The organism is Cupriavidus sp. IK-TO18 (genome assembly GCF_015549295.1).
GTDB lineage: Bacteria > Pseudomonadota > Gammaproteobacteria > Burkholderiales > Burkholderiaceae > Cupriavidus > Cupriavidus oxalaticus_A.
The window spans coordinates 80219-106446 of sequence record NZ_JADGMP010000034.1 but is presented as its reverse complement, the minus strand read 5'-3'; the positions used below and the strand labels follow the sequence as shown (position 1 = coordinate 106446).

General features: G+C 67.8%; 27 protein-coding genes. 15 read left to right on the top strand and 12 right to left on the bottom strand.

All coding sequences use genetic code 11. From position 1 onward, the window contains the following. Positions 1–15 precede the first annotated feature (15 nt). The 9 genes from IPF36_RS26730 to IPF36_RS26690 all read left to right on the top strand — a co-directional run bounded on the left by IPF36_RS26730 (position 16) and on the right by IPF36_RS26690 (position 9698). Entirely contained in the window at positions 16–1194 is a 1179-nt protein-coding gene (locus IPF36_RS26730) for an acetyl-CoA C-acyltransferase (protein ID WP_135705059.1), read from the top strand. Positions 1195–1441: 247 nt separating this feature from the next. Beyond that, the gene (locus IPF36_RS26725) at positions 1442–3304 is read left to right on the top strand and encodes an acyl-CoA dehydrogenase (protein ID WP_135705060.1); all 1863 of its coding nucleotides are present in this window, start codon (positions 1442–1444) and stop codon (positions 3302–3304) included. A gap of 41 nt (positions 3305–3345) precedes the next feature. Next, a complete protein-coding gene (locus IPF36_RS26720; RefSeq protein ID WP_133096885.1) occupies positions 3346–4128 on the top strand; it encodes an SDR family oxidoreductase in 783 nt (260 codons plus the stop codon). 106 nt (positions 4129–4234) lie between these two features. Then, entirely contained in the window at positions 4235–4672 is a 438-nt protein-coding gene (locus IPF36_RS26715; RefSeq protein ID WP_195431405.1) for a PaaI family thioesterase, read from the top strand. 80 nt (positions 4673–4752) lie between these two features. Beyond that, complete coding sequence (locus IPF36_RS26710) at positions 4753–5763, top strand: NADP-dependent oxidoreductase (RefSeq protein ID WP_116378597.1); 1011 nt, start codon at positions 4753–4755, stop codon at positions 5761–5763. A 103-nt stretch (positions 5764–5866) separates the two neighbouring features. Beyond that, the gene (locus IPF36_RS26705; RefSeq protein WP_135705061.1) at positions 5867–6721 is read left to right on the top strand and encodes a class II aldolase/adducin family protein; all 855 of its coding nucleotides are present in this window, start codon (positions 5867–5869) and stop codon (positions 6719–6721) included. A gap of 81 nt (positions 6722–6802) precedes the next feature. Continuing rightward, on the top strand, positions 6803–7738 hold the full coding sequence (locus tag IPF36_RS26700; protein ID WP_195431403.1) for a glutathione S-transferase family protein: 936 nt from the start codon (positions 6803–6805) through the stop codon (positions 7736–7738). 68 nt (positions 7739–7806) lie between these two features. After that, positions 7807–8709 carry an SDR family oxidoreductase gene (locus IPF36_RS26695; protein WP_133096890.1) on the top strand — a complete coding sequence of 301 codons (903 nt, stop codon included), beginning with the start codon at positions 7807–7809 and terminating at the stop codon, positions 8707–8709. 32 nt (positions 8710–8741) lie between these two features. After that, positions 8742–9698: an alpha/beta fold hydrolase gene (locus IPF36_RS26690; RefSeq protein ID WP_135705062.1), complete on the top strand. Its 957-nt coding sequence runs from the start codon at positions 8742–8744 to the stop codon at positions 9696–9698. 63 nt (positions 9699–9761) lie between these two features. Here the strand turns inward: IPF36_RS26690 and IPF36_RS26685 are convergent, their stop codons facing one another. Further along, positions 9762–10283, bottom strand: coding sequence for an O-acetyl-ADP-ribose deacetylase (locus IPF36_RS26685; RefSeq protein ID WP_133096892.1), 522 nt, complete (start codon positions 10281–10283; stop codon positions 9762–9764). Between the two features lie 62 nt (positions 10284–10345). Then, complete coding sequence (locus IPF36_RS26680) at positions 10346–11494, bottom strand: iron-containing alcohol dehydrogenase (protein ID WP_133096893.1); 1149 nt, start codon at positions 11492–11494, stop codon at positions 10346–10348. A gap of 305 nt (positions 11495–11799) precedes the next feature. On the opposite strand from IPF36_RS26680, the gene IPF36_RS26675 reads away from it, so the two are divergent. From IPF36_RS26675 to IPF36_RS26665, 3 genes are all read left to right on the top strand, one after another. Then, positions 11800–12807: an alpha/beta hydrolase gene (locus tag IPF36_RS26675; protein WP_135705064.1), complete on the top strand. Its 1008-nt coding sequence runs from the start codon at positions 11800–11802 to the stop codon at positions 12805–12807. Positions 12808–12869: 62 nt separating this feature from the next. Then, a complete protein-coding gene (locus IPF36_RS26670; protein ID WP_133096895.1) occupies positions 12870–13853 on the top strand; it encodes a tripartite tricarboxylate transporter substrate binding protein in 984 nt (327 codons plus the stop codon). A gap of 111 nt (positions 13854–13964) precedes the next feature. Then, a complete protein-coding gene (locus tag IPF36_RS26665; RefSeq protein ID WP_063241858.1) occupies positions 13965–14402 on the top strand; it encodes a YbgC/FadM family acyl-CoA thioesterase in 438 nt (145 codons plus the stop codon). A 115-nt stretch (positions 14403–14517) separates the two neighbouring features. On the opposite strand, the gene denD is transcribed toward IPF36_RS26665, so the two are convergent. The 7 genes from denD to IPF36_RS26630 form a co-directional block, all read right to left on the bottom strand. Next, complete coding sequence (gene denD, locus IPF36_RS26660) at positions 14518–15492, bottom strand: D-erythronate dehydrogenase (RefSeq protein ID WP_135705065.1); 975 nt, start codon at positions 15490–15492, stop codon at positions 14518–14520. A 27-nt stretch (positions 15493–15519) separates the two neighbouring features. Then, positions 15520–16302: a 2-oxo-tetronate isomerase gene (otnI, locus tag IPF36_RS26655; protein WP_135705066.1), complete on the bottom strand. Its 783-nt coding sequence runs from the start codon at positions 16300–16302 to the stop codon at positions 15520–15522. A 65-nt stretch (positions 16303–16367) separates the two neighbouring features. Beyond that, entirely contained in the window at positions 16368–17732 is a 1365-nt protein-coding gene (locus IPF36_RS26650; RefSeq protein WP_195431401.1) for an MFS transporter, read from the bottom strand. A gap of 149 nt (positions 17733–17881) precedes the next feature. Next, positions 17882–18535, bottom strand: coding sequence for an aldolase (locus IPF36_RS26645; protein WP_115709399.1), 654 nt, complete (start codon positions 18533–18535; stop codon positions 17882–17884). After that, the gene (gene otnK, locus IPF36_RS26640; protein WP_195431399.1) at positions 18535–19806 is read right to left on the bottom strand and encodes a 3-oxo-tetronate kinase; all 1272 of its coding nucleotides are present in this window, start codon (positions 19804–19806) and stop codon (positions 18535–18537) included. Before otnK ends, IPF36_RS26645 begins: the two co-directional genes overlap by 1 nt. A gap of 12 nt (positions 19807–19818) precedes the next feature. Then, positions 19819–20712 (bottom strand): L-threonate dehydrogenase, encoded by an 894-nt coding sequence (gene ltnD, locus IPF36_RS26635; RefSeq protein WP_133096900.1) that lies wholly within the window; start codon positions 20710–20712, stop codon positions 19819–19821. A 50-nt stretch (positions 20713–20762) separates the two neighbouring features. Then, on the bottom strand, positions 20763–21518 hold the full coding sequence (locus tag IPF36_RS26630; protein ID WP_135705068.1) for a FadR/GntR family transcriptional regulator: 756 nt from the start codon (positions 21516–21518) through the stop codon (positions 20763–20765). 209 nt (positions 21519–21727) lie between these two features. On the opposite strand from IPF36_RS26630, the gene IPF36_RS26625 reads away from it, so the two are divergent. Then, on the top strand, positions 21728–22156 hold the full coding sequence (locus IPF36_RS26625) for a GNAT family N-acetyltransferase (protein ID WP_133096902.1): 429 nt from the start codon (positions 21728–21730) through the stop codon (positions 22154–22156). 16 nt (positions 22157–22172) lie between these two features. Here IPF36_RS26625 and IPF36_RS26620 read toward each other — a convergent pair whose 3' ends face one another. The 3 genes from IPF36_RS26620 to IPF36_RS26610 form a co-directional block, all read right to left on the bottom strand. Beyond that, positions 22173–23000: an NRDE family protein gene (locus IPF36_RS26620; protein WP_195431397.1), complete on the bottom strand. Its 828-nt coding sequence runs from the start codon at positions 22998–23000 to the stop codon at positions 22173–22175. 79 nt (positions 23001–23079) lie between these two features. Then, a complete protein-coding gene (locus IPF36_RS26615; RefSeq protein WP_029048215.1) occupies positions 23080–23370 on the bottom strand; it encodes a DUF4936 family protein in 291 nt (96 codons plus the stop codon). 23 nt (positions 23371–23393) lie between these two features. Next, positions 23394–24410 carry a folate-binding protein YgfZ gene (locus tag IPF36_RS26610; protein ID WP_195431387.1) on the bottom strand — a complete coding sequence of 339 codons (1017 nt, stop codon included), beginning with the start codon at positions 24408–24410 and terminating at the stop codon, positions 23394–23396. A 182-nt stretch (positions 24411–24592) separates the two neighbouring features. Between IPF36_RS26610 and mltG the strand changes: the two genes are divergently transcribed. Next, positions 24593–25588, top strand: a complete 996-nt coding sequence (mltG, locus tag IPF36_RS26605) for an endolytic transglycosylase MltG (RefSeq protein ID WP_195431385.1) — start codon at positions 24593–24595, stop codon at positions 25586–25588. A 7-nt stretch (positions 25589–25595) separates the two neighbouring features. Continuing rightward, positions 25596–26207, top strand: coding sequence for a dTMP kinase (gene tmk / locus IPF36_RS26600; RefSeq protein ID WP_133096906.1), 612 nt, complete (start codon positions 25596–25598; stop codon positions 26205–26207). Positions 26208–26228: the final 21 nt, after the last annotated feature.

The following is a 26228-nucleotide window of genomic DNA, read 5'->3' as shown; positions in this document are numbered from 1 at the left end:
TCCGAGGAGCAACACATGAACGAAGCAGTCATCGTATCTACCGCACGGACCGGCCTGGCCAAGAGCTGGAAGGGCGGCTTCAATATGACCCACGGCGCCACCCTGGGCGGCCATGCGGTCCAGCATGCGATCGCCCGCGCCAAGATCGACGCCGCCGAAGTGGAAGACGTGCTGATGGGCTGCGCCAACCCGGAAGGTGCCACCGGCGCCAACATCGCGCGCCAGATCGCACTGCGCGCCGGCTGCCCGGTCACCGTCCCCGGCGCCACCGTCAACCGCTTCTGCTCGTCGGGCCTGCAGACCATCGCCATGGCCGCGCAGCGCGTGATCGCCAATGAAGGCGACATCTTCGTCGCCGGCGGCGTGGAAAGCATCTCCTGCGTGCAGCAGGAAATGAACCGCCACATGATCCAGGAAAGCTGGCTGGTGAAGAACAAGCCGGAAATCTACTGGAACATGCTGCAGACCGCCGAGAACGTGGCCAAGCGCTACAGCATCTCGAAGGAGCGCCAGGACGAATATGGCGTGCGCAGCCAGCAACGCGCCGCCGCCGCGCAGGAAGCCGGCAAGTTCAAGGACGAGATCGTGCCGATGACGGTGCTCGCCGGCGTCGCCGACAAGTCCACCGGACAGCTGGTGACGAAGGAAGTGACCATCGACCGCGACGAAGGCATCCGCGCCGACACCACGCTGGAAGGCGTGGCCAAGATCCGCAGCGCGGTGCCGGGTGGCGTGATCACCGCCGGCAATGCCTCGCAGTTCTCGGACGGTGCCTCGGCGGCCGTGGTGATGAACGCGCGCGTGGCCGAGGCCAAGGGCCTGCAGCCGCTGGGCGTGTTCCGCGGCTTTGCCGTGGCCGGTTGCGAGCCGGACGAGATGGGCATCGGCCCCGTGTTTGCGGTGCCCAAGCTGCTGAAGAAGGCTGGCCTGAAGGTCGAGGACATCGGCCTGTGGGAGCTGAACGAAGCCTTCGCGGTGCAGGTGCTGTACTGCGCCGACAAGCTCGGCATTCCGATGGATCGCCTCAACGTCAACGGCGGCGCCATCGCGGTGGGCCATCCGTACGGCGTGTCGGGTGCGCGCCTGGTCGGCCATGCGCTGATCGAAGGCAAGCGCCGTGGGGTGAAGTATGTGGTGGTCACCATGTGCATCGGCGGCGGGCAGGGTGCTGCTGGTCTGTTCGAAGTCCTGTAACTGCCGACAAAACCGGCACGCTGCCGGTTTGCTCCCCTCTCCCGCTTGCGGGAGAGGGGCAGGGGGTGAGGGCAGGCGGTGGCATACCACCGGCCTCTACTTCGTCGTCCCGCCGGCCCTCACCCCAACCCTCTCCCGCAAGCGGGAGAGGGAGCACACATGCGGTGCGATTCAATGCGGGGGCGGTTCGCACAAGAAGGCAACAAGAATTCACGGCGCACCAAGCAGTGCGCCGCATGGAGACACCATGTCGATGATCCTTTCCCGTCGCGACCTGAACTTCATTCTGTATGAATGGCTCAAGGTCGACGAGCTGACCCGCATCCCGCGCTACGCCGACCACTCGCGCGAGACCTTCGACGCCGCGCTGGACACCTGCGAGAAGATCGCCACCGACCTGTTCGCGCCGCACAACAAGAAGAACGACCAGCAGGAACCCGAATTCGACGGCGAGACCGTCACCATCATTCCCGAGGTCGGCACCGCGCTGAAGGCCTTCTGCGAGGCCGGCCTGATGGCCGCCGGGCAGGACTACGAACTGGGCGGCATGCAGCTGCCGGTGGTAGTGGAAAAGGCCGGCTTCGCCTACTTCAAGGGCGCCAACGTCGGTACCAGCTCCTACCCGTTCCTGACCATCGGCAACGCCAACCTGCTGCTGACGCACGGCACGCCGGCGCAGGTCGAGACCTTCGTCAAGCCGGAGATGGAAGGGCGCTTCTTCGGCACCATGTGCCTGTCGGAGCCGCAGGCCGGCTCGTCGCTGTCGGATATCACGACGCGCGCCGAGTATGAGGGCGAATCGCCGCTGGGCGCGCAATACCGCCTGCGCGGCAACAAGATGTGGATTTCCGCGGGCGAGCACGAGCTGTCGGACAACATCGTCCACCTGGTGCTGGCCAAGATCCCCGGCCGGGACGGCAAGCTGATCCCGGGCGTGAAGGGCATCTCGCTGTTCATCGTGCCCAAGTACCTGGTCAACCAAGACGGCTCGCTGGGCGAGCACAACGACGTGGTGCTGGCCGGCCTGAACCACAAGATGGGCTATCGCGGCACCACCAACTGCCTGCTGAATTTCGGCGAAGGCATGAAGTACAAGCCGGGCGGCAAGGCCGGTGCCATCGGCTATCTGGTGGGCGAGCCGCACAAGGGCCTGGCCTGCATGTTCCACATGATGAATGAGGCGCGCATCGGCGTGGGCCTGGGCGCGGTGATGCTGGGCTATACCGGCTACCTGCACGCGCTGGACTATGCGCGCAACCGTCCGCAAGGCCGCCCCGTCGGCCCCGGCGGCAAGGATGCCGCCAGCCCGCAGGTGAAGCTGGTCGAGCACGCCGATATCCGCCGCATGCTGCTGGCGCAGAAGAGCTATGTCGAGGGCGGCCTGGCGCTGAACCTGTATTGCGCGCGGCTGGTGGACGAGGAAGAAGCCGCGGCCGCCGCGGGCGACCAGGAAGCGCATGCGCGCCTGGCGCTGCTGCTCGACATCCTGACCCCGATCGCCAAGAGCTGGCCATCGCAATGGTGCCTGGAGGCCAACAACCTTGCGATCCAGGTGCATGGCGGCTATGGCTACACCCGCGAATACAACGTCGAGCAGTTCTACCGCGACAACCGCCTGAACCCGATCCACGAGGGCACGCATGGCATCCAGGGCCTGGACCTGCTGGGCCGCAAGGTGGTGATGAAGGATGGCGCCGCGTTCAAGCTGCTGGGCGAGCGCGTGCAGGCCACCATCGGCCGCGCGCTCGCCGCGGACGATGCCGAGCTGGCGCGGCAGGCGCGCGCGCTCGGCGCCGCAACCCGGCGCCTGGCCGAAGTGACGCAGACGCTGTGGAGCGCCGGCGACTCCAATGTGACGCTGGCCAACGCCTCGGTCTACCTCGAAGCCTTCGGCCACGTGGTGGTCGCGTGGATCTGGCTGGAGCAGGCACTGCTGGCACAGGCCGCGCTGGCGCAGGCGGGCGGCAAGGAAGACCAGGACTTCTATCGCGGCAAGCTGGCCGCGGCGGCGTACTTCTTCCGCTTCGAGCTGCCCAGGGTCGGCCCTCAGCTCGATTTGCTGGCATCGCTCGACCGAACCACGCTGGACATGCAGGACGCCTGGTTCTGACCGCTGACTACATCATTCAAAGACAACCGAGGAAGAGACACATGCGCACCATCCAGCAACTGTTTGACCTGAAGGGCAAGACCGCGCTGATCACCGGCGGCTCGCGCGGCCTTGGCCTGCAGATCGCCGAGGCACTGGGCGAGCAGGGCGCGCGTATCGTGCTGTCGGCACGCAAGGCCGACGAGCTGCGCGCGGCGCAGGAACACCTGAAGGGCCTCGGCATCGAGGCCGACTGGATCGCCGCCGATGGCTCGCAGGAGTCCGAGATTGCCCGCCTGGCCGACGAAGCCATCGCCAGGCTTGGCCACGTCGACATCCTGGTCAACAACGCCGGCGCCACCTGGGGCGCCCCGGCGGAAGACCATCCGGTGGAGGCCTGGGACAAGGTGATGAACCTGAATATCCGCGGCCTGTTCCTGCTGAGCCAGCGCATCGGCAAGCTGTCGATGATTCCGCGCCGCTACGGCCGCATCATCAACGTGGCGTCGATCGCGGGCCTGGCCGGCAATCCGCCGGGATCGATGGAGACCATCGCCTACAACACGTCCAAGGGAGCGGTGGTCAACTTCACCCGCACGCTCGCGGGCGAGTGGGGCGAGCACAACATCACTGTCAACGCGCTGGCGCCGGGCTTCTTCCCGTCCAAGATGACCAAGGGCTCGCTGGAGCGCATGGGCGTCGAAGCGATGTGTGCCGGCGTGCCGCTGCACCGCCTGGGCGACGATGAAGACCTCAAGGGCGCGGCGCTGCTGTTCGCCAGCGATGCCGGCAAGCACATCACCGGGCAGATCCTGGCGGTCGACGGCGGCGTCAGCGCGGTTTGAGCGCGGTCTGAACGACTGCCGGCGTTTGCGGCAATAATGCGGGATCGGCGCCGGCGGGCAAGCTGCCGCCGGCGCCTCTCCAGCCCCCACTTCGACTCGCATTGCCATGAACCAGTACACCGGCTCCCTGAGCCATATCCCCTTCCTTGCCGACCTCGGCGTGACCTGTAGCGTTGCAGAGAGCGGGCGCAGCGAGATCTCGCTGCCGGTTGAAAAACGCCACCAGAACAGCTGGGACATGGCCCACGGCGGCGTGATCATGACGCTGCTCGACGTGGCCATGGCGGTGGCCGGCCGCAGCAGCGATGCCGATGGTCGTGGCGTGGTGACCATCGAGATGAAGAGCAGCTTCATGGCGCCGGGCCGCGGCCAGCTGACCGCGCGCGGCACCACCGTGCACCGCACCACCACCATGGTGTTCTGCGAGGCGGAGATTGTCGATGCCGACGACAAGACCGTGGCGCGCGGCTCGGGCACGTTCAAGTACATCCGGCGCATGCCGCCGCAGCGCCCGGGCGAAACCGATACCGGCGCCGACGGCTGAGCGCCGGCGCCAGGACAGCGCGGGGCGGCTGGAGCCCCGCTTAGCAGCAGTTTCCATCTCCCATTGGAAGGAACCCGACCATGTCCAACACATTCAAGCGCATCGTCCTGGCCTCGCGTCCCGAGGGCGCGGTGACGCCGGCCAATTTCCGGCTGGAAGAAGTGCCCGTGCCGCAGATCGCCGACGGCCAGGTGCTGGTGCGCAACCACTACCTGTCGCTCGACCCGTACATGCGCGGCCGCATGAACGACAGCAAGTCGTATGCCGCGCCGCAGCCGCTTAATGAAGTGATGATCGGTGGCACCGTCGGCGAAGTGGTGGAAAGCAAAAACAGCAAGTTCAAGCCGGGCGACAAGGTGGTCGGCATGTTCGGCTGGCAGGAAATGGGCGTCAGCGACGGCACCGGCCTGCAGCCGGTCGATACCACGCATATCCCGCTGTCGGCCTACCTTGGTTCGGTCGGCATGCCGGGCGTGACCGCGTGGTATGGCCTGAACAAGATCATCCAGCCCAAGGCGGGCAAGACCATCGCGGTCAGCGCCGCGTCGGGCGCGGTCGGCAGCGTGGTGGGCCAGCTGGCCAAGCTGGCGGGCTGCCGCGCGGTGGGCTTTGCCGGCGGCAAGGACAAGTGCGACTACGTGGTCAATGAGCTGGGCTTCGACGCCTGTATCGACTACAAGGCGGCAAAAGACCCGAAAGAGCTCTACACCATGCTCAAGGAAGCCACGCCAGACGGTATCGACGGCTATTTCGAGAACGTCGGCGGCGAGATCTTCGACGCAGTGCTGTCGCGCATGAACGCCTTCGGCCGCATCGCCATGTGCGGCATGATCGCCGGCTATGACGGTCAGCCGCTGCCGCTGAAGAACCCGCAGCTGATCCTGGTCTCGCGCCTGACCATCGAGGGCTTTATCGTATCCGAGCACATGGAAGTCTGGCCGCAGGCGCTGAAGGAGCTGGGCACCGCGGTCGCGCAGGGCAAGCTGAAGTTCCGCGAGAGCATTGCCGAAGGCCTGGCCAGCGCGCCGGAAGCCTTCATGGGGCTGCTCAAGGGCAAGAACTTCGGCAAGCAGCTGGTCAAGCTGGTCTGAATGCAGCACCGGCACGCCGCGTCCCCACGGGCGTGCCGCGCAGCGAACGCAGGCAAGACAGTGCAGGCAAGACAGCGCAGGCAAGAAAGAGGAGGAGACACCCATGAATGCCCCGCAAGTTCCGCAAGTCCAGCAAGACACTAGCGACGATATCGGCGCCGGCCTGCCTGAAGAGGTCAAGGCCCGCTACCGCAACCTGCCGCGGCCGCCGCAGTTCGCCACCGTGGGCGAGGAGCGCCTGCACCGCAAGCAGCGCCTGGCCGCCGCCTTCCGGCTGTTCTCGAAATTCGGCTTCGATGAGGGCGTGGCCGGCCATATCACCGCGCGCGATCCCGAGTTTCCCGACACCTTCTGGGTCAATCCCTTCGGCGTGCATTTCAGCCAGGTCAAGGTGTCCAACCTGATCCGCTGCGACCACCATGGCGACGTGGTGGAGGGCGATTACCCGGTCAATGCCGCGGCTTTTGCGATCCATTCGCGCGTGCACCAGACCCGCCCCGACGCGGTCGCCGCCGCGCACTCGCACAGCACCTATGGCCGCGCCTGGTCGACGCTCGGCCGCCCGCTCGATGCGCTGACGCAGGACGTGTGCGCGTTCTACAACGACCACGCGGTCTATGACGACTTTGGCGGCGTGGTGGTCGAGCTGGACGAAGGCCAGCGCATCGCCAACGCGCTCGGCCAGAACAAGGCGGCGATCCTGCAGAACCACGGCCTGCTGACGGTCGGCAAGACCGTGGACGAAGCGGCGTGGTGGTTCATCACCATGGAACGCTCCTGCCAGGTGCAGCTGCTGGCCGAAGCGGCCGCGGCGCGCACGCAGGCGCCGCTGAAGGTGATTGCCGACGCTGCCGCACGGCAGGCGTATTCGATCGTCGGCACGGCGCAGGCGGGCTGGTTCCAGTTCCAGCCGCTGTACGCGCGCATCGTCAAGGAACAGCCCGACCTGCTGGACTGAGCGGCCTGCGGAAGGCATTGCAATGCGGCCGCCGCATGGCGGCCATCCCTGCAGTCGATCAACAACCGTGAGGTGGCACGCATGGCAGACATCATCCTTCACCAGTACGCAACCTCGCCGTTCTCGGAAAAGGTACGGCTGCTGCTGGGCGCCAAGGGCCTGGCGTGGCAGGCGGTGGAAATCCCGGCCATCCTGCCCAAGCCCGACCTGCTGGCGCTGACCGGCGGCTACCGTCGCACGCCGGTGATGCAGGTCGGCGCCGACATTTATTGCGACACGGCACTGATCTGCGAAGTCATCGACCAGCTGGCCCCGGCCACGCCGCTGTATCCGCCCACGCAGGCCGCGGCGGCACGCATGATGGCGGCGTGGTTCGACAGTGCGCTGTTCACCGCTGCCGCGACCTGCGTGTTCCAGCCGGCCGGCGTCGCCAGCATGCTGGGCCATCTGTCGCCCGCGCAGATCCAGGCGTTTGTCGCCGACCGCAAGGCCATGCGCGGCGACACCAACGCGCTGCGCATGCCGCTGCCCGAGGCCACCGCGCAGTTGCACGAGACCTTTGGCAGGGTCGAAACGCAGTTCGCCGCGGGCGTTGAGTATGTGGCCGGGCCATTGCTGTCCGTGGCGGACTTCTCGCTGTACCACAACCTCTGGTTTATCCGCCGCGCCGGCGCTCTGGCCCAGATGCTGGAGGCCTATCCCAGGCTGCAGGCCTGGTATGCGCGCATGAATACCTTCGGCCACGGGCGTCCGCGCGTGATCGATGGCGAGCAGGCCATCGGCATGGCGCGTAGCGCAGATCCGGTGGCGCTCGACGAAGGCGTGCGCGAGGGCGAAGGCCTGCAGCCGGGCGACCCGGTCACGGTCACGCCCACCGACTACGCGCGCGACCCCGTGGCCGGCGTGCTGCTGGCACTGGGCCCGCACCGCGTCACGCTGCGCCGGCAGGACCCGCGCGCGGGCGCGCTCAACGTGCACTTCCCGCGGCAGGGCTACCAGGTACAGCGCGCCGCCTGAACCGGTGCTGCGCTGCGCCGCTGCGCGCGGCCCTTCTCCTATTGATTTCACGCGACAGGACAGACGACATGAAGGATTTTTCCAACAAGGTAGCCGTCATCACCGGTGGTGCTTCGGGGTTTGGCAAGGAATTCGCCCGCATCGGCGCCGATCTCGGCATGAAGCTGGTGCTGGCCGACGTGCAGGAAGACGCGCTGGACGCGACCGTGGCCGAATTCAAGGCGCGCAACGTCCCGGTGATCGGGCTGCGCACCGACGTGTCGCGCGCCGAGCAGGTGCAGGCGCTGGCCGACGCGGCGATGGAGGCGTTCGGGCAGGTCAACCTGCTGTTCAACAATGCCGGCGTGGGCGCCGGCGGACTGGTCTGGGAAAACTCGCTGCAGGACTGGGAGTGGGTGCTGGGCGTCAATCTCTACGGCGTGATCCACGGCGTGCGCATCTTCACCCCGCTGATGCTGGCCGCCGCGGAGAAGGACCCGTCGTACCAGGGCCATATCGTCAACACCGCGTCGATGGCGGGCTTGCTCAACCCGCCGGCGATGGGCGTGTACAACGTGTCCAAGCACGCCGTGGTGTCGCTGTCGGAAACGCTGTACCAGGACCTCGGTCTGGTCAGCGAGCAGGTGCGCTGCTCGGTACTGTGCCCGTATTTCGTGCCGACCGGCATCAACCAGTCGCAGCGCAACCGGCCGGCGGAGCTGGCCAACCAGGCGCCGCCCACGCGTTCGCAGCTGGTGTCGCAGGCGCTGTCGGACAAGGCCGTCGGCTCGGGCAAGGTGACCGCGGCCGAGGTGGCGCAGAAAACCTTCGATGCCATCCGCGCCGATAGCTTCTATATTTATTCGCATCCGCAGGCACTGGCGCCGGTGCGCCAGCGCTTCGAGGACATCGTCGGGCCGCGCAACCCCGGCGATCCCTTTGCCGACAAGCCCGAAGTCCGTGCGGGCCTCGTGGCCGCGCTGCGCGGCTGACGCGCCAACGCCACCAACGAGGAACCACGCACATGGAGACCACCATGGCCGCCCCCGCCGTCATCCGGCACCTGCAGTACGCCAGCCTGCCCAACGGCACCCGGCTGCACTACGCCAGCGCAGGCGAGCGCGGCAAACCACTGATGCTGTTCGTGCACGGATTCCCCGAGTTCTGGTACGAGTGGGAAGCCCAGCTGGCCGAGTTCGGGCACACGCATTTCGCCGTCGCGCCGGACTTGCGCGGCTTCAACCTGTCGAGCAAGCCGGGCGACGTAGAGTCCTATCGGCCGCGCCATATCGTCGAAGACCTGGTGCAGTTCATCGGTGCGCTGGGCTATGACCAGGCCATCGTTGTCGCGCACGACTGGGGCGGCGCGATCTGCTGGAACCTGGCGATCCAGTTCCCGCAGCTCGTGCGCCAGCTCGTCATCATCAACTCGCCGCACCCGTACCTGTTCGCGCGCGCGCTGGCCACCGATCCGGAGCAGCAGGCCGCCTCCGCCTACATGAACTGGCTGCGCAAGTCGGGTTCGGAGAAGGCACTGGCCGCCAACGACTTTGCGCTGCTGGACCGCATGCTTGCCGATGCCGACGGCAAGCCGGCCGCGTGGTACACGCCGCAGACACGCGAGCGCTACCACGCCGCGTGGTCGCAGCCTGGCGAAGAGGGTGGAGAGGGTGAAGGGGGCGTGCATCCGCTGACCGGCGGCGTCAATTTCTACCGCGCGTCGCCGATGCGGCCGCCGGCCGACGGCGACGCGGGGCCGGATCTGTCAAAGCTCGATCCGGCCAGGTTCGTCATCCGCGTGCCGACGCTGGTGATCTGGGGCGAACGCGACCGCGCCTTGCCGAAATCCCTGCTCAATGGCCTGGAGGACTTTGTCACGGACCTGCGCCTGGAGCGCATCCCGGACGGCACCCACTGGGTCGTGCACGAGCAGCCGGAGCACGTCAACCTGCTGATCCGCAGCGCATTGCCTGCGGTTTAGCTGCGCCCTGCGGCATCCGGAAGGCCTGCGCTACAGGTTCTGACGCAGGCCCGGCGGCCAGCGTCAGGTCAGGCGCTCGCGGTACAGGCGGTAGTTCTCGTCGTCGAAGCAGACGAAGGTCACCTGCTCGATCTCGGGCGCTGCCGCCAGCGCTTCGCGCACCGCGGCGATGGCGATATCCGCCGCGCGCTCGCGCGGAAAGCCGTAGATGCCGGTGCTGATGTTGGGGAAGGCGAGCGTGCGCAGGTGGTGCTGCGTGGCCACGCGGATGCTGTTGCGGTAGGCGTCGGCGAGCTGTTCGTCCTCGCCCTGGCCGCCGCCATGCCAGACCGGGCCGACCGCGTGGATCACGTACGGCGCGGGCAGGCGCCCGCCCGTGGTGATGACCGCCTCGCCGGTGGGGCAGCCGCCCTGCGCGTCGCGGATCGCGCGGCAGGCCTCCATGATGGCGGGGCCGCCGGCCCCGTGGATGGCGCCGTCGACGCCGCCGCCGCCCAGCAGCCCGCTGTTGGCCGCGTTGACGATGGCATCGACTTCCATCCGGGTGATGTCGCCATGGACTACCTGCAGGTGCTCGCCGGTCATGTCGTCTCCTGGTTTGAGAGCGCGCCCGCCGCGGTGCCGGCGGGCCACCTTGCTGCTATGCACTACATGGATTGCTCAAGCATACGCCGATAATCCGCCGCGCTGGCTTCTTTCGGGTTGGTCTTGTGGCAATGGTCGGCCAGCGCGCCGGCAATCACCTTGTCGAACATGTCCTCGGTGACGCCCATCTGGCGCAGTCCGGTGGGCAGGCCAAGGCGTGCGGTCATGTCGTGCACGGCCTGCGCGAGATCAGCGCCGTCGGGCAGATGCATGGCGCGGCGCAGGCGCGCGTAGCGGTTGTCGCGCACCACCGTGGGCGCGTCGGCGTTGAAGCGCAGCACCGCCGGCATCACCACCGCGTTAAGCGTGCCGTGATGCAGGCCGGTGCGGCCGTCGATCTTCAGGCCGCCCAGCGGGTGCGATAGCGAATGCACGCAGCCCAGCCCTTTCTGGAAGGCCATCGCGCCCTGCATCGATGCGCTCATCATGTTCAGCCGCGCATCGCGGTCCTGGCCGTCGCGGGTGGCGCGCTCGATATGGGTCCAGCCGCGCTCCAGCCCGTCCAGCGCGATACCGTCGGCGGGCGGGTTGAAGGCGGGGGCGAGGTAGGTCTCGATGCAGTGCGCGATCGCGTCCATGCCGGTGGCCGCGGTCAACCCGGCCGGCAGGCCCAGCGTCAGTTCCGGATCGCAGATGGCCGATTTGGGCAGCAGGTGCCACGAGTGGAAGCCCAGCTTGCGCCCGTCGTCGAGAATGATGATGGCGCCGCGCGCCACTTCGCTGCCGGTGCCCGAGGTGGTCGGCACGGCGATCAGCGGCGCGGCCTGATCGGTGATCCTGGCGCTGCCGCCTTCGATGGTGGCATAGGTGGTCAGCTCGCCCGGGTGCGTGGCGAGGATGGCGATGCCCTTGGCCAGGTCGATCGACGAGCCGCCGCCCACTGCCACCAGCCCGTCGCAGCCGGCCTCGCGGTATTGCGCGGCGGCCTTGCGCACCATCGCCTCGGTCGGATTCGATGGGGTCTCGTCGAATACCGCGACTGGCAGGCCCTGCATGGCGTCGATGGCGCGCTGCGCCACGCCGGCCGCAACCACGCCCTTGTCGGTGACCAGCAGGGGGCGGCGGATGCCGATGCGCTCGCATTCCGACTTGAGCAGGCTGACCGCGCCGAAATCCAGGTGGATGTGGGTCAGATAGTAGATAAACGCCATATTTGCTTGCCTCCTGCAGGGATCTGCCGCGAACCGGGGTCAGGGTAAGGCACTGGCCAGGCGCGCTGCCTTCGGTTTCAATGAGTTGTTGTGACCCGCGCCGCGCGTCAGCCGATCATCGCGCAAAAAGTGGCCGCGTGGCAGGGGCTGGCGAGAGCTTTCGGGGTTATCTCGTACTGCCTCGTTTCAGAAACATCTGGCATCATACTAAAATCGAACGATCGTTCACTATTCGAACTTCCACCCGGGCGGCGTGCACGACACGCTGGCCGTCGCAGCAGAAGCTCGGATTTAACTGATTTCTCATGTCCGCCGTACCATCCTCCGTCAACCAAATGCCCGGCTTGCCGTCGGCGCAGCTCGACCCGCAGGTGGCACAGCTGCTGGAACTGATCGCCCGCGCCAAGCGGCCGCCGATCAACGCACTGGACCCGGAGGACGCCAAGATCGCCTACGAGAAGAGCGCGCCGATCCTCGACATCAGCCCGCCCGCCGTGCACGCAACCGAAGACCTGCACGTGCCCGCGCGTGACGGCCATGCCATCCCGGCGCGGCTGTACACGCCGCGCGAGGCCAGCTGGGCCGAGCCGCTGCCACTGCTGGTGTACTACCACGGCGGCGGCTTTACGGTCGGCAGCGTCAATTCGCATGATGCGCTGTGCCGGCTGCTGTGCGGCGAGGCCGATTGCATGGTGCTGTCGGTGGATTACCGCCTCGGGCCAGAATGGCGCTTTCCAGCCGCGGTCAACGACGCGTTCGACGCGCTGCACTGGATCTTTGCCGAGGCCGGGCGGCTGGGCGCCGACCCCGCCCGCATCGCGCTGGGCGGCGACAGCGCCGGCGGCACGCTGGCCGCGGCCAGCGCGGTAGAGGCGCGCAACGCCGGGTTCGCGCCCGTGCTGCAGATGCTGTTGTACCCCGGCACCTGCGCGCGCCAGGACACGCCGTCGCACCGTGCACTGGCCGAGGGGTACCTGCTGACCGCTGAAATGATCCGCTGGTTCTTCGCGCAGTACCTGGACCAGGAAGCCAGCCGCGACGACTGGCGCTTCGCCCCGCTGGACGGTGGCGGCAACGGTGCCGACGTGCGCAACGTGTGCCCCGCCTGGGTCGCCGTGGCGGGCTACGACCCGCTGCATGACGAAGGCGTCGCCTACGCGGCCAAGCTGCGCGCCGCCGGCGTGCCGGCCACGCTGGCGAACTACCCCGGCATGATCCATGATTTCTTCAAGCTGGGCCGGTTCGTGCCGGCGGTGGCGCAGGCGCATGCCGATGCCGTCGCCGCGCTGCGGACCGCCTTCGCCCAGCCCTGAACAAAAAAAAGCAGCACCGACATTTTTCAGCAGTGACTTGCAGCACAAGGAGACCTAGTCAAATGCAACGCCGCCAATTTATCGCCCGCGCGGGCCTCGCCGCCGCTACCGCAGCCATCGGCCTGTCCGCCATGCCTGCCCAGGCACAGGCCGACAAGTTCCCGCAGCGCCCGATCCGCCTGGTGATCGGCTATACCGCCGGCGGCTCCACCGACATCCCGTTCCGCGTCCTGGCTGACAACGCCTCCAAGATCCTGGGCCAGCCGGTGATCGTCGAGAACAAGCCCGGCGCTGGCGGCGTGCTGCCCGCGCAGCTGATGCAGACCACCGCGCCCGACGGCTACACGCTGGCGCAGGTCGCCATGCCGGTCTACCGCCTGCCGTACACCACCAAGATCAACTGGGACCCGGTCAAGGACCTGAGCTACATCATCAACCTGGCCGGCTATTCGTTCGGCCTGGTGGTGCCGGCCGATTCGCCGATCAAGACCATGCAGGATTACGTCGCATACGCCAAGGCCAATCCGGGCAAGCTCACCTATGGGTCGCCTGGCAGCATGACCACGCTGCACCTGACCATGGAAGAACTGGCGCTGAAGCAGGGCGTGCAGTTCTCGCATATCCCATACAAGGGCAATGCGGAATCGATGCAGGCGCTGCTGGGCGGTCACGTGATGTCGGTGGCCGACACGCCGGCGTGGGCTCCGTACGTGGAGCAGGGCAAGCTGCGCCTGCTGTCGACCTGGGGCGAGAAGCGCTCGGCGCGCTTCCCCAACGTGCCGACGCTGAAGGAACTGGGCATGGGCATCGTGCAGACCTCGCCGTTCGGCCTGGTCGCGCCCAAGGGCACGGATCCGAAAATCGTGCAGAAGCTGCATGACGCCTTCAAGAAGGCGATGGAAATGCCCAACTACCGCGAATCGCTGGCCAAGTTCGACATGGAGCCGTTCTACATGAACAGCCAGCAGTACGCGCAGTTCGCCGCCGAAACCGTCAAGAAGGAAAAGGCGATCATCGAGAAGCTGGGCCTGGCCAAGCCGCAGTAAGCCAGCACCAGTTGCGTTCAACCAGGCCGCCGCGCCTGCCGGACCCGTGCCGGCGGGGCGGCGGCCTGATGCTTTGCATTGCTCCGACAAACAAACAGGGAGACCACGTCAATGGCCAAAGAGGAGTTCCGCCACACCATCCCGCTGCGCGTGCGCTGGTCCGAAGTCGATCCGCAATCGATCGTCTTCAATGCGCATTACCTGACCTATTGCGATATCTGCGTGACGGAGTACTGGCGCGCGCTGGGGATCCGCTATCCCGAGGACGTATTGCACGCGCATGGCGTCGATATCTTTGTGGTCAAGTCCACGCTGGAGTATCACGCATCGGCGCGCTTTGACGACGAGCTGGAACTGCGCGGGCGCATGGCGCGGCTGGGGCGATCCAGCATGTTGTTCCGGGTGGAGATGTACCGGGGCGACGAGCACCTGATCACCGGTGAAATCGTCTATGTGTGCGCGGATCCGGCGACGCAGAAGTCGGCGGCGATCCCGGGGGTGGTGCGGGAGATTATCGAGGGGTATGAAGTGGTGAAGCCGGCGGGGTGATGGCGTGCCACTGAGCCTTGAATCCCGCATGTTTGCTCCCCTCTCCCGCTAGCGGGAGAGGGAACAGGCTCTCAGCAGCTGAGGAGGCCGTCGTCATAGCGAAGGCGGCAAATTTTTACTTGCCCACACCCGCATCTTCCATATAAGCCCGGATCACCGCATCAAAGCTGGCATCGCTCTCGAATCCCAGCGACAAGGCCCGTTCCGCATTCCATGCCGCCGGCCAGGTGCCGACGATCTTCTCGACGCGCTCTTCGCGTTCCCAGGTCACCCGATCCGCCACCGCATCGCCGGCCACGCGGCGCAGCGCATCGACCATGCCCGCGGCCGTCACCGACAGCCCCGGCAGGTTGATCACGCGGCGGTTGCCCAGCCGTTCGCCGGCCAGTTCGATGCCATTGATCAGCGCGGCCACCGCCGCGCGCGGCGACAGCAGCCACAGTTTGGTCTCCGGCGCCACCGGGCAGTTCGCTGCCACGCCGGACAGCGGCTCGCGGATGATGCCGCTGGCAAACGACGAGGCCGCCGCATTGGGCTTGCCCGGGCGCACGCTGATGGTCGGCAGGCGCAGCACGCGGCCGTCGACGAAGCCGCGGCGGCTGTAGTCGGACAGCAGCAGTTCGCCGATCGCCTTTTGCACGCCGTACGACGATTGCGGGTTCAGTGCGGTGTCGTCCTGCACCACCGCCGGCAGCTCGCCGCCATAGACCGCGACGGAGCTGGTGAACAGCACGCGCGGCTTGTGGCCCAGCTCGCGGCAGGTTTCGAGCAGCGCGCGCGAGGCGTCGAGGTTGACGCGCATGCCCAGTTCGAAATCCGCCTCGGCCTGGCCGCTGACCACGGCCGCCAGGTGGAACACCGCGCCGGTGTCCTGGTCGATGGCCTGGCGCAGCACCGCCGGGTCGGACAGGTCGCCGGTCACCACGCGCACGCGCGCATCGTCAAGACCTTGCGGCGCGACCACGTCGAGCAGCGTCAGGCGGTCGAAGGCGACGGCCTGGCCGTCCAGGTTCAGGGTGCCGCGTTGCAGCAGCAGGCGGGCGAGTTGCAGGCCGAGGAAGCCGGCGCCGCCGGTAATCAGTACGTTCATGGCAAGAGATCTGTGGTTGTTCTGTAATCAGCGGCCGAGGTAGGGCTTGAGCCAGCCCAGTCCTTCGGACGTGCCGGCACGCGGACGGTATTCGCAACCGATCCAGCCCTTGTAGCCGAGCGAGTCGATCAGGTCGAACAGGTACGGGTAGTTCAGCTCGCCCAGGTCCGGCTCATGGCGCTCGGGCACGCCGGCGATCTGGATATGGCCGATGCCGGCCATGTCGCGCCTGAGCTTCATCGCGATATCGCCCTCGACGATCTGGCAGTGGTAGCAGTCGAACTGCACCTTCAGGTTGGCCGCGCCGACTTCCTTGCAGATTGCCTGCGCGTCGTCCTGGCGGTTCAGGAAATAGCCCGGCATGTCGCGCGTGTTGATCGGCTCCAGCACGATGGTCACACCCTGCGCGGCAGCCGCCTTCGCGGCAAAAGCGACGTTTTCCAGGTAGGTGGCGCGGTAGCGCGCGCGGTCGGCATCGGCCGGCACCAGGCCCGCCATCACGTGCACGCGGTCATTGCCGATCACGCCGGCGTATTCCAGCGCGCGGCCGACGGCGTCGCGGAATTCCGCCTCGCGCCCCGGCAGCGAGGCCAGGCCACGCTCGCCCGCTGCCCAGTCACCCGGCGGGGCATTGAACAGCGCCTGGGTGAGGCCGTTCGCGTCGAGGCGTGCGCGCAGCTCGGCGGCGGGGTGCTCGTACGGGAACAGGTACTCCACCGCCTGGAAGCCGTCCGCCGCCGCAGCGGCGAAGCGATCCAGGAAAGCGTGCTCGTTGTACATCATCGAGAGATTTGCGGCGAAGCGCGGCATGGGAACTCCAGAGCGTAGGACGAAGCCGGGCCGGTCGCGGCCAGCGCGACCGGCCCGGCCGGATTTCAGCGGTTGACCAGTTTAGCCGGCGTCAGCCACACCAGCACGGCGCCCACCACCAGGATCGCGGACAGCACGTACATCGGCAGCTGCGTGCTGTGCGTCAGGTCCTTGAGCGCGCCAACCATGTATGGCGACACGAAACCGGCCAGGTTGCCGACCGAGTTCACCACGGCGATGCCGGAGGCGGCGGCAATGCCGGACAGGAACGCGGTGGGCAGCGACCAGAACAGCGGCGCGCAGGTCAGCACCCCGGCGGCGGCCAGCGACAGCGCGGCGATGGACACGGTCGTATTGTTGGTGAACGAGGCGGCAATGGCGAAGCCCACCGCACCCATCAGCGCCGGCACGATCAGGTGCCAGCGGCGTTCCTGGCGCGCATCGGCGCTGTGGCCGAGGATGTTCATGACGATGATGGCGCAGATGAACGGGATCGCCGACAGCAGGCCGATCTTCAGGTTGCCGGTGACGCCGCTGGCCTTGACCAGCGTGGGCATCCAGAACGTCAGCGCATACTGGCCGGTGACGAAGCAGAAGTAGATCAGGCACATCCACCACACGCGGCGGTCTCTGAACACGGCGCCCAGCGAATGGCCGTGGGCCTGGCCGGCGGCGGCGCCGGCCTTCTTCTGGTCTTCCTCGACATTGCGCTTGAGCACGCGCTTTTCATCGGCGCTGAGCCACGGTGCCTTGTCGATGCCGTCGCGCAGCACGAAGATCGTCACCACGCCGATGACCAGCGCGGGCAGGGCTTCCAGCAGGAACATCCACTGCCAGCCGCTCATGCCATGCGTGCCGTTGAAGGCGTCCATGATCCAGCCCGACAGCGGGTTGCCGAACATGCCGGCGACCGGGATGCCCGACATGAACAGCGCGATCATCTTGGCGCGGCGGTTGGCCGGGTACCAGTAGGTCAGGTACAGGATCACGCCGGGGTAGAAGCCCGCCTCGGCCAGGCCGAGCAGGAAGCGCATCACGTAGAACTGTGTCGGCGTCTTCACGAACAGGAACAGCGCCGAGATGATGCCCCACGTGATCATGATGCGCGCGATCCAGATGCGCGCGCCGATCTTGTGCATCAGCAGGTTGCTGGGCACTTCGAACAGGAAATAGCCGATGAAGAACAGGCCGGCGCCCAGGCCGAACACGGTCTCGGAAAAGGCCAGGTCCTGGCCCATCTGCAGCTTGGCAAAGCCGACGTTGACGCGATCGAGGTAGGCGACCACGTAGCACAGCATCAGGAACGGCATGATGCGCCAGAACACCTTGTTGTAGGCGCGTTTCTCGATCTGGGTGTCGGTGTCGAGCCGGGCGTTGCCGCCCAGGCTGTCGAAGGCTGGCACGCTGGCCGCCGGTTGGTTGGATGGCATTGGTGGTCTCCGGGTAGAGTCAGTCTGGTCTAGTAATGGGTGGCGGCCGCGCGAATTGCAGGCATGCGCGAGTCCCGCACGGTGGCCACAAGGCAACCGCGCCGGTCAGATCCGTATGGCCGTGTCAGTCGGAAAAACGGGTGGCCGTGCTACCAGCGCGCCTGGAAGGCGTCACGCAATTCAGCCAGTGCGCCGTCAGGCAGCGCCGCGCGGGCGGCGAAGCCCGGCGTGTCTTTCATCATCATCCATAGCTTGGCGGTCTCCTCCAGTTCTTCCAGCGCGAACGCGGCGCGCGAGACGCTGGACTCCCACACCACCGGACCGAGGCGCTCCAGCAGCACGCCGCGCACCTGCGCGGCCAGCGTGGCCACGCGCGCGGCGACCGCGGGATCGCCGGGCCGGTGATAGGGAATCAGCGGGATATGGCCGACCTTCATCACGTAATACGGCGTGAGCGGCGGCAGTACGTCGTCCGGTTGCCAGGCACCGGCCAGCGTCAGGGCCACGAGGTGCGTCGAGTGCGTGTGCACCACGGCGTGCGCCCCGGGGTTATTGTCGTAGATCGCGCGATGCAGCGTGAGCGTCTTGGACGGCTTGTCGCCCGACACCCAGGTGCCGTCGGCGGCGACCTTGGCTACCGCGGCCGGATCCATCATGCCCAGGCAGGCGTCGGTCGGGGTGATCAGCCAGCCATCGTCCAGCCGCGCGCTGATGTTGCCGGCCGAGCCGACGGTATAGCCGCGCTGGTAGAGGCTGGCGCCGATGCGGCAGATCTCTTCGCGCAGCTTGCTTTCGGTGCTCATCATTGGCCTCCGAGCTGGCGCAGCGCTTCGTCAAAGAAGTCCGGGCCGCCGAAATTGCCCGACTTGAGCGCCAGGGCCAGCGGCGTGGCGCCGAGCGTGACCGTGGCCGGCACGCCGGGTGCGATCTGCGTGCCAATGCGCAGCGCGCGGACGTTCAGCGCCTGCACCACGGCGCCGGAGGTCTCGCCGCCGGCGACGACAAAGCGGCGCGTGCCGCGTGCGAGCAGGCCGGCCGCGACGGTGGCCAGGCATTGCTCGACCAGGTGGCCGGCGCGCTCGACGCCCAGTTCGGCCTGCACGGCCTTGACCTCGTCGGGGCTGGAAGTGGCGTAGACCAGCACCGGCTCGTCGTGCGAGGCGGCGAAGTCCAGCGCGGCGTCGGCCACGGCTTCGCCGCGCGCCAGCGCGAGCGGGTCGATGCGCAGCGCCGGGCGGCCTTGCTCCAGCCAGCGGGCCACTTGTCCGTTGGTCGCGCGCGAGGCGCTGCCGGCCAGCACCACGCCCGGGCCGTCGACGGCCGGGACCGCGTCGGCATCGCCACGCTGCGGCAGCAGGCCGGCGCGGCGGAAATTCCCGGGCAGGCCCAGCGCGATGCCGGAGCCGCCGGTGATCAGCGGCAGGCCGGCGCAGGCTTCGCCCAGCGTGAGCAGGTCGGCGTCAGACACCGCATCGGCGATCGCCAGCCGCACGCCGTCGTGGCGCAGCGACGCGATGCGGTCGGCCGTGGCCTGCGCGCCGCGCGCGACCGCGTCATAGCGCAGCAGGCCGACCTTGCTCTGGCTTTGGCGCTGCAGCACGCGCACCAGGCTGGCATCGGTCATCGGCGTCAGCGGGTGGTGCTCCATGCCCGATTCGTTGAGCAGCGCATCGCCCACGAACAGGTGGCCGCGGAAGATGGTGCGGCCGTTCTCGGGGAAGGCGGGGCAGGCGATGGTGAAATCGCTGTCCAGCGCGTTCAGCAGCGCTTCGGCGACCGGGCCGATATTGCCGGCATCGGTCGAATCGAAGGTCGAGCAGTACTTGAACACGAACTGGCGGCAGCCCTGCGCGCGCAGCCATTCCAGCGCGGCCAGCGACTGCGCCACGGCCTCGGCGGCGGGGATGGTGCGCGATTTCAGCGCGACCACCAGCGCATCGGCCGCGCCGGTATCGGCCACGGATTCAGGCACGCCGATGGTCTGCACGGTGCGCATGCCATTGCGCACCAGAGTGTTGGCGAGGTCGGTGGCGCCGGTAAAGTCGTCGGCGATACAGCCAAGGAGCGCGGTCATCGTTGGTGCTCCTTATTCGGCCGTGCCCGGCAGTTCGATGCCCGGGAAGATCTTGATCACGGCCGAATCGTCTTCGCCGCCGTGGCCGGCGGTGGAGGCCATCATGAACATCTGGTGCGCGGCGGCCGACAGCGGCAGCGGGAATTTGCTGGTGCGCGCGGTGTCGAGCACCATGCCAAGGTCCTTGACGAAGATGTCGACCGCCGACAGCGGCGTGTAGTCGCCCTTCAGGATATGCGGCACGCGGTTCTCGAACATCCACGAATTGCCGGCGCTGTGCGTGATCACGTCATAGAGCGCGTCCGGGTCCACGCCTTCGCGCATGCCAAGCGCCATCGCCTCGGCCGCGGCGGCGATATGCACGCCGGCCAGCAACTGGTTGATGATCTTGACCTTGGAGCCCGCGCCGTGGGCGGCGCCCAGGCGGTATACCTTGCCGGCGATGGCGGCCAGCACGTCCTCTGCCAGCGCGTAGGCTTCGGCGGGGCCCGAGGTCATCATGGTCATCTCGCCGCTGGCGGCGCGCGCGGCACCGCCGGAGACCGGCGCGTCAAGCATCAGCAGGCCCTTTTCGGCGAGGCGCTGTCCCAGCGTCTCGGCAAAGCCCGGCGGCACCGTGGCGCTGGCGATCACCAGCTTGCCCGGCTGCATCTCGGCCACGGCGCCGTTGGCGCCGAACAGCACGGCCTCGGTCTGCTGCGCGTTGACGACCAGCGTCAGCACCACGTCGCAGCGGCTGCCCAGTTCGGCGGGCGACGCGCACGGCACGCCGCCTTCATCGGCAAAGCGCTGCAGTACTTCGGGACGCAGGTCGCAGGCGTGCACCTTGAAACCGGCACGCAGCAGCGACTGCGCGACACCAAAGCCCATGGCACCAAGGCCGATGACGCCGATATTCCTGGACATAGAGGACTCCTGAATCTGATACGGGGAAAGCTTGAAAGGTGCGGCTGGCGTCAGTTCGACGCGCCCCGCGTGGCGGCGGCTTCATCGTCACCGGCGCCGTTCTCGTCGGCGCCCAGCTGGGCCAGCCGGCGGGCGGCGTTGTACATGTGGTTCTGCGCGGCATTGCGCGCGGCCAGCGGGTCGCCGGCGCGGATCGCCGCGACGATGGCCTGGTGTTCCTCGCGCACCTGGCGCGAGAAGTCGGCGCGGCGTGCCTCGTTGGTCCGGGTCACGCGGGTGGCCGCTTCGAGGTACTGGCTGAGGAATTCCAGTGTCTTCAGGAAGTAGGGGTTGCCGGTGGCGCCGGCGATGGCGCGATGGAAGGCCACGTCCGCGGCCACGCCGTCGCCGCCTTGCCCGACTTCCTCGTCGATGCGGGCCAGCGCGGCATCGATGGCGGCCATCGATGCGTCGGTGCGGCGGCGCGCGGCCTGCGCGGCCACCTCGGCTTCGATCGCGCGGCGCAGCTCGACGATCTGCAGCACCGATTCCAGCGTGCCGGTGTCGGTGTAGTCGATGCGCAGCGGCCGGATGCCGGCCTGCAGCGTCACGAACACGCCGCTGCCCTGGCGCGATTCGACGACGCCTTCGTACTTCAGCCGGGAAATCGCCTCGCGCACCACGGTGCGGCTGACGCCGAACTCTTCGGACAGCACCGCCTCGGTGGGCAGCTTGTCGCCGCGGGCAAAGGCGCCGCTCTGGATCTTGTCCAGCAGCTGTTCGGCGACGTTGTCGGTCAGCGCTCGGGCAGGGACTTTCTGGAACATGCGGATTCGCCGGGTTATTCGGTAATCAGGTCATCATACAAATTTGCTAGGACCATGCGATCCCGGGAAAACCCTAGGATGGTGCGTTGGTAGTTACCAATGCTCCACTTTGGTGCTTCGCCGCCTGCCCCGGGCTGGCGTATCATGGGCGCCCGCCCGAGCCTGGAAGGCCGGGACACCTATTGCTACCCACGCCAGACCCAACCGCCATGCCAGTCACCGTCCTGATCTGCCCCTGGTCCGAAGCGCGCGAACGTGCCCGCGCCATCCGCTACACCGTGTTTGTCGAAGAGCAAAACGTGCCGGTGGAACTGGAATGGGACGAATGGGACGAGCCCAGCTGGCACGCGCTGGCGCTGGCCGGGGATGGCACCCCGGTGGCCACGGGCCGGCTGCTGCCCGACGGCCATATCGGCCGCATGGCCGTGCTGAAGGCGGCGCGCGGCACCGGCGTCGGCGCGCAGGTGCTGCGGGCGCTGATGGAGAAGGCCGCGCAACTCGGCTACCCGGAACTGGTGCTCAATGCCCAGACCCATGCCGCGCCGTTTTACCTGCGCGCGGGGTTTGCCCAGTCGGGGGAGGAGTTCGAAGAGGCCGGCATCCCGCATATCGAGATGCGCAAGCGGCTGGCGGGCTAAGCGCCCGCTGCCGCCATTACCGCGGCGCCTGCACGATGCCCGTATCGCGCGGCAGGTTCAGCTTGCCGTGGTAGGACACCTCGCCGATGCGGCCACTGGCGTCGAAGCTGCGTTCGCTCAGGTCGAAGCGGCCATCGTGCCGCACGCGCAGCACCGTGCTGGCGCGGGTGCCGTATGACGCCGAGCGGATAAATGCCGATGACAGCAGCTTCTCCCACTCCGGCGCGACGCCGGTGGAGGGCAGCTCGAAATCCGCCGCCTGGCGCTCGTCGGCCAGCATCTGCAGGTAGGGCTCGGCGCTGGCATCGGCTCGCCCGCTGTCGGCCGCCAGCACCTCGGCAAGCGCGCCCACGCGGCTGCGCACCTTGGGCCAGGGGGTGTCGAGCAGTGCATTGGACAACCCGTACAGTCCCGGGCGCAGCTTCTGCGGCTGGCGCGTGGCCGAGCGGTTGCTGTACCACCAGAATTCGCGCAGGTCGCAGGCAAGCAGGTTGAAGCCGTTGTAGCAGCCATCCTCGCCGGCCAGCCCGTCGAGATAATCGAACGGCGCATCATGGCCGCGCAGGAAGCCGGCCACCAGCTCGCCGCGCGAGCGCGCGTCGGTGCGTTTCTCGGAAGGGGCGCGGTAATTGGTCAGCGCGGCAAAACGCCCGTCGGCGTTGACGCCCATCCAGGTGCCGGGCTCGCCGATCACTTCCGCCAGGTCGCGTCCGGCCAGCACCTGAGGCGCATCCTGCCACCAGTGCACGGCCGCCGCGGGGCGGACATAGAATTCATCGCGGTTGCCGGCAACGACCAGGGCATAGTCCGGGTGGGATTGCCAGGCAACCAGGATCAGGCACATCGTTCGGCTTCCTTTGCCGCCGGGGACGCTGGGGGCGCGGGCGTTCCGGCGTACTTCGCGTTTCTGCAGTTCCGGGACGCTACAGCACGTCCAGGTCGATAAAGTGTTCGGCCTGCCGCTCGCCGTCCACCCACTGGTCCAGCCCGCTCTGGCGCCACAGGCCGGCCAGCGTGACATCGAAGGCGGGCGGCACGTCGGCGTAGCATTCCATCCAGGTCTGCACGCCGGCTCGGGTCTCGGGCCTGCGCATCAGCGTACCACCAATTCCGGTCGCCTCGGCAACCGTCTCCATCCAGCGGTGCCAGAGCGGCAGCGCTTCGGCGGCAACGGCCTCGGGCACGCGGAAATAGACGAACAGGTGGTCGCTCATGGCAGGGTCCCGGTTCCGAAATGTCAGCCCGCCGCCTGGGCCGCTTCGCCCAGCGGCACGTCATAGGGCAGGGTGGCGGTCGCCAGCGCAGGGCCTTCGGCGTTGCCCAGCCGCAGCGCGCTGCCGGCGGCGTCGATCTTCAGCTCGGCCAGCCCGGCCCAGCCGCCCTGCGGCGCGGGCGCGGCGTTGACGATCATGCCGCACGGCTGGCCGGGGTCTTCCGGCCGGTAGATCTCCGCCGCGGGCGCCGGCACCTCGCCATCGCCCTGCACCAGCCACATGCGGCGCTTGAGCGTGCCGCGGTACTGGCTGCGCGCGACGATTTCCTGGCCCGGGTAGCAGCCCTTGCGGAAATTCACGCCGCCGACCAGCTCGAAATTGATCATCTGCGGCACGAACTGTTCCTGCGTCGCGGCGACGATGCGGGGCAGGCCGGACTGCACTTCCAGCCAGTCCCACAGCGCCGGCGGCGCGTCCTGCAGCTTGCCGGCCAGCGCCGCGCGCACGGCCTCGGCGCGCCCGGCGGGCAGCAACAGTTGCCAGCGCGGCTGCCCGGCGGCGTCCGGCAGGCGGATCACGGCAACGCCGTCGGCCTCGGCAACGGCAAAGGCCGCTTCCGGCGCCGGCAGGTTCGCGGCCGCCAACGCATCGGCGGCACCGGCACCGGCGACGCCGACGATGGCGCTGGCGGGCGTGATATCGGCCAGTTTTGCCTTGGAGCGCAGCACGAACATCGACAGCCGCTTCTGCACCGCGGCCTGGATATCGGCGGACAGCTGCAGCACGATGCCTTCTGCATCGCGCCACATCAGAAAGGTGGCGAGCAGGCGACCCTTGGGCGAACAGTAGCCGGCCAGGCGCGCGGAGCCCGGCGTCAGGTCCTCGACCGCATTGGTGAGCTGGGTGTGCAGGAAGCTGGCGGCATCGTCGCCGGCCACGCGGATCAGTCCGAGCCCGGCGGGGGCACAGACGATTCCGCTTGCCTGCAAGGATTCGAGGCTGGCGGCGAGTTCCGGGGCTTTGGCATTCATCACTGGCATTGCGAAATCGTGGCGATCGTCCGAGACAGATCGGGTTGGAAAGGCACCGGTGGCGGCGCGCGCGGCCAGGTGCGCAAGAGGCGCCGGAGCCGCCGCGCATGGTCGGTGCGAGGCTGCCGGTTATTATATGGGGCTACGAGATTTTCGGCCGATGCGCCGCAGTCTCACCCCGATCCTGATACATGAAACGTTTTTTCCTTCGCCTGGGCCTGGCGTTCCTGGTACTCGCGCTGGCGGCAGCCGGCGGCTTTGCGTGGTGGGCCAATCACCCGCTGGCGCTGAACCGTTCGCCGGTCGAAGTGGTGATCAAGCCCAATTCGGGCGTAGCCAGCGTCGGCCGCCAGATCCAGCGCGGCGGCGTCGGCATGGACCCGCGGCTGTTCACGCTGCTGGTGCGCCTGACCGGCCACGGGCCCGACCTGAAGGCCGGCGGCTATGAATTCGAGACCGGCGCCACGCCGCTGTCGGTGATGGGCAAGCTGGTGCGCGGCGAAGTCACGCACTACGTGGTTACCGTGATCGAGGGCTGGGAGTTCCGCAAGATGCGCGCGGCGGTCGATGCCAGCCCGGCGCTGAGCCACGATACGCGCGACATGTCCGACGCGCAGCTGATGAAGGCAATCGGCGCCGCCGAGGCCTCGCCCGAGGGGCTGTTCTTCCCGGACACCTACCTGTTCGCGCGCGGCAGCAGCGATATCGACCTGTACAAGCACGCCTATCGCGCCATGCAGCGCCGGCTCAATGAAGCCTGGAACGCACGCGCGCCCGACCTGCCGTACAAGTCCCCGTACGAGGCGCTGGTGATGGCGTCGATCGTGGAGAAGGAGACCGGGCAGGCGTCGGAGCGCCCGATGATCGCCGCGGTGTTCATCAACCGGCTGCGCAAGAACATGATGCTGCAGACCGACCCGACCGTGATCTACGGCCTGGGCCAGGCCTTCGACGGAGACCTGCGCAAGCGCGACCTGCAGGCCGACACCCCGTACAATACGTACACCCGCACCGGCCTGCCGCCCACGCCGATCGCGCTGCCGGGCCTGGCCTCGCTGGCGGCGGCCACCGCACCGGCGCCGTCCGATGCGCTGTACTTCGTCGCCCGCGGCGACGGCAGCAGCCATTTCTCCAACTCGCTACCCGAACACAACCGCGCGGTCGACAAGTACCAGCGCGGCAAATAGGCATTCCATGCGCGGAAAATTCATCACTTTCGAAGGCATCGACGGCGCCGGCAAGAGCACCCATATCGACTGGGTGGCGGCACGGCTGCGGGCGCGCGCCGGCATTCCCGCCGTGGTCACCACCCGCGAGCCGGGCGGCACGCCGCTGGGCGAAGACCTGCGCCAGCTGCTGCTGCACCGGAAAATGCACCTCGAGACCGAGGCGCTGCTGATGTTCGCGGCGCGCCGCGAGCATATCGCCGAGGTCATCGACCCCGCGCTGGCACGTGGCGAATGGGTGATCTCCGACCGCTTCACGGATGCCACCTTTGCCTACCAGGGCGGGGGCAGGGGCCTGCCGACGCAGCGGCTCGAAGTGCTGGAAGACTGGGTGCAGGACGGCCTGCAGCCGGACCTGACGCTGCTATTCGACGTGCCGCTGGAAACCGCCAGCGAGCGGCTGGCCGGAGCCCGGGCGCCGGACAAGTTCGAGGCGGAATCGCGTGCGTTCTTCCAGCGCACCCGCGACGAATACCTGCGCCGGGCCGCGGCGGCACCGGGGCGCTTCCGCGTGATCGACGCCACGCGCAGCATCGACGCAATTCGAGAAGAACTCGATCAGATTATCGCAACCCTTTGATCTGACGGCACTATACTCCCT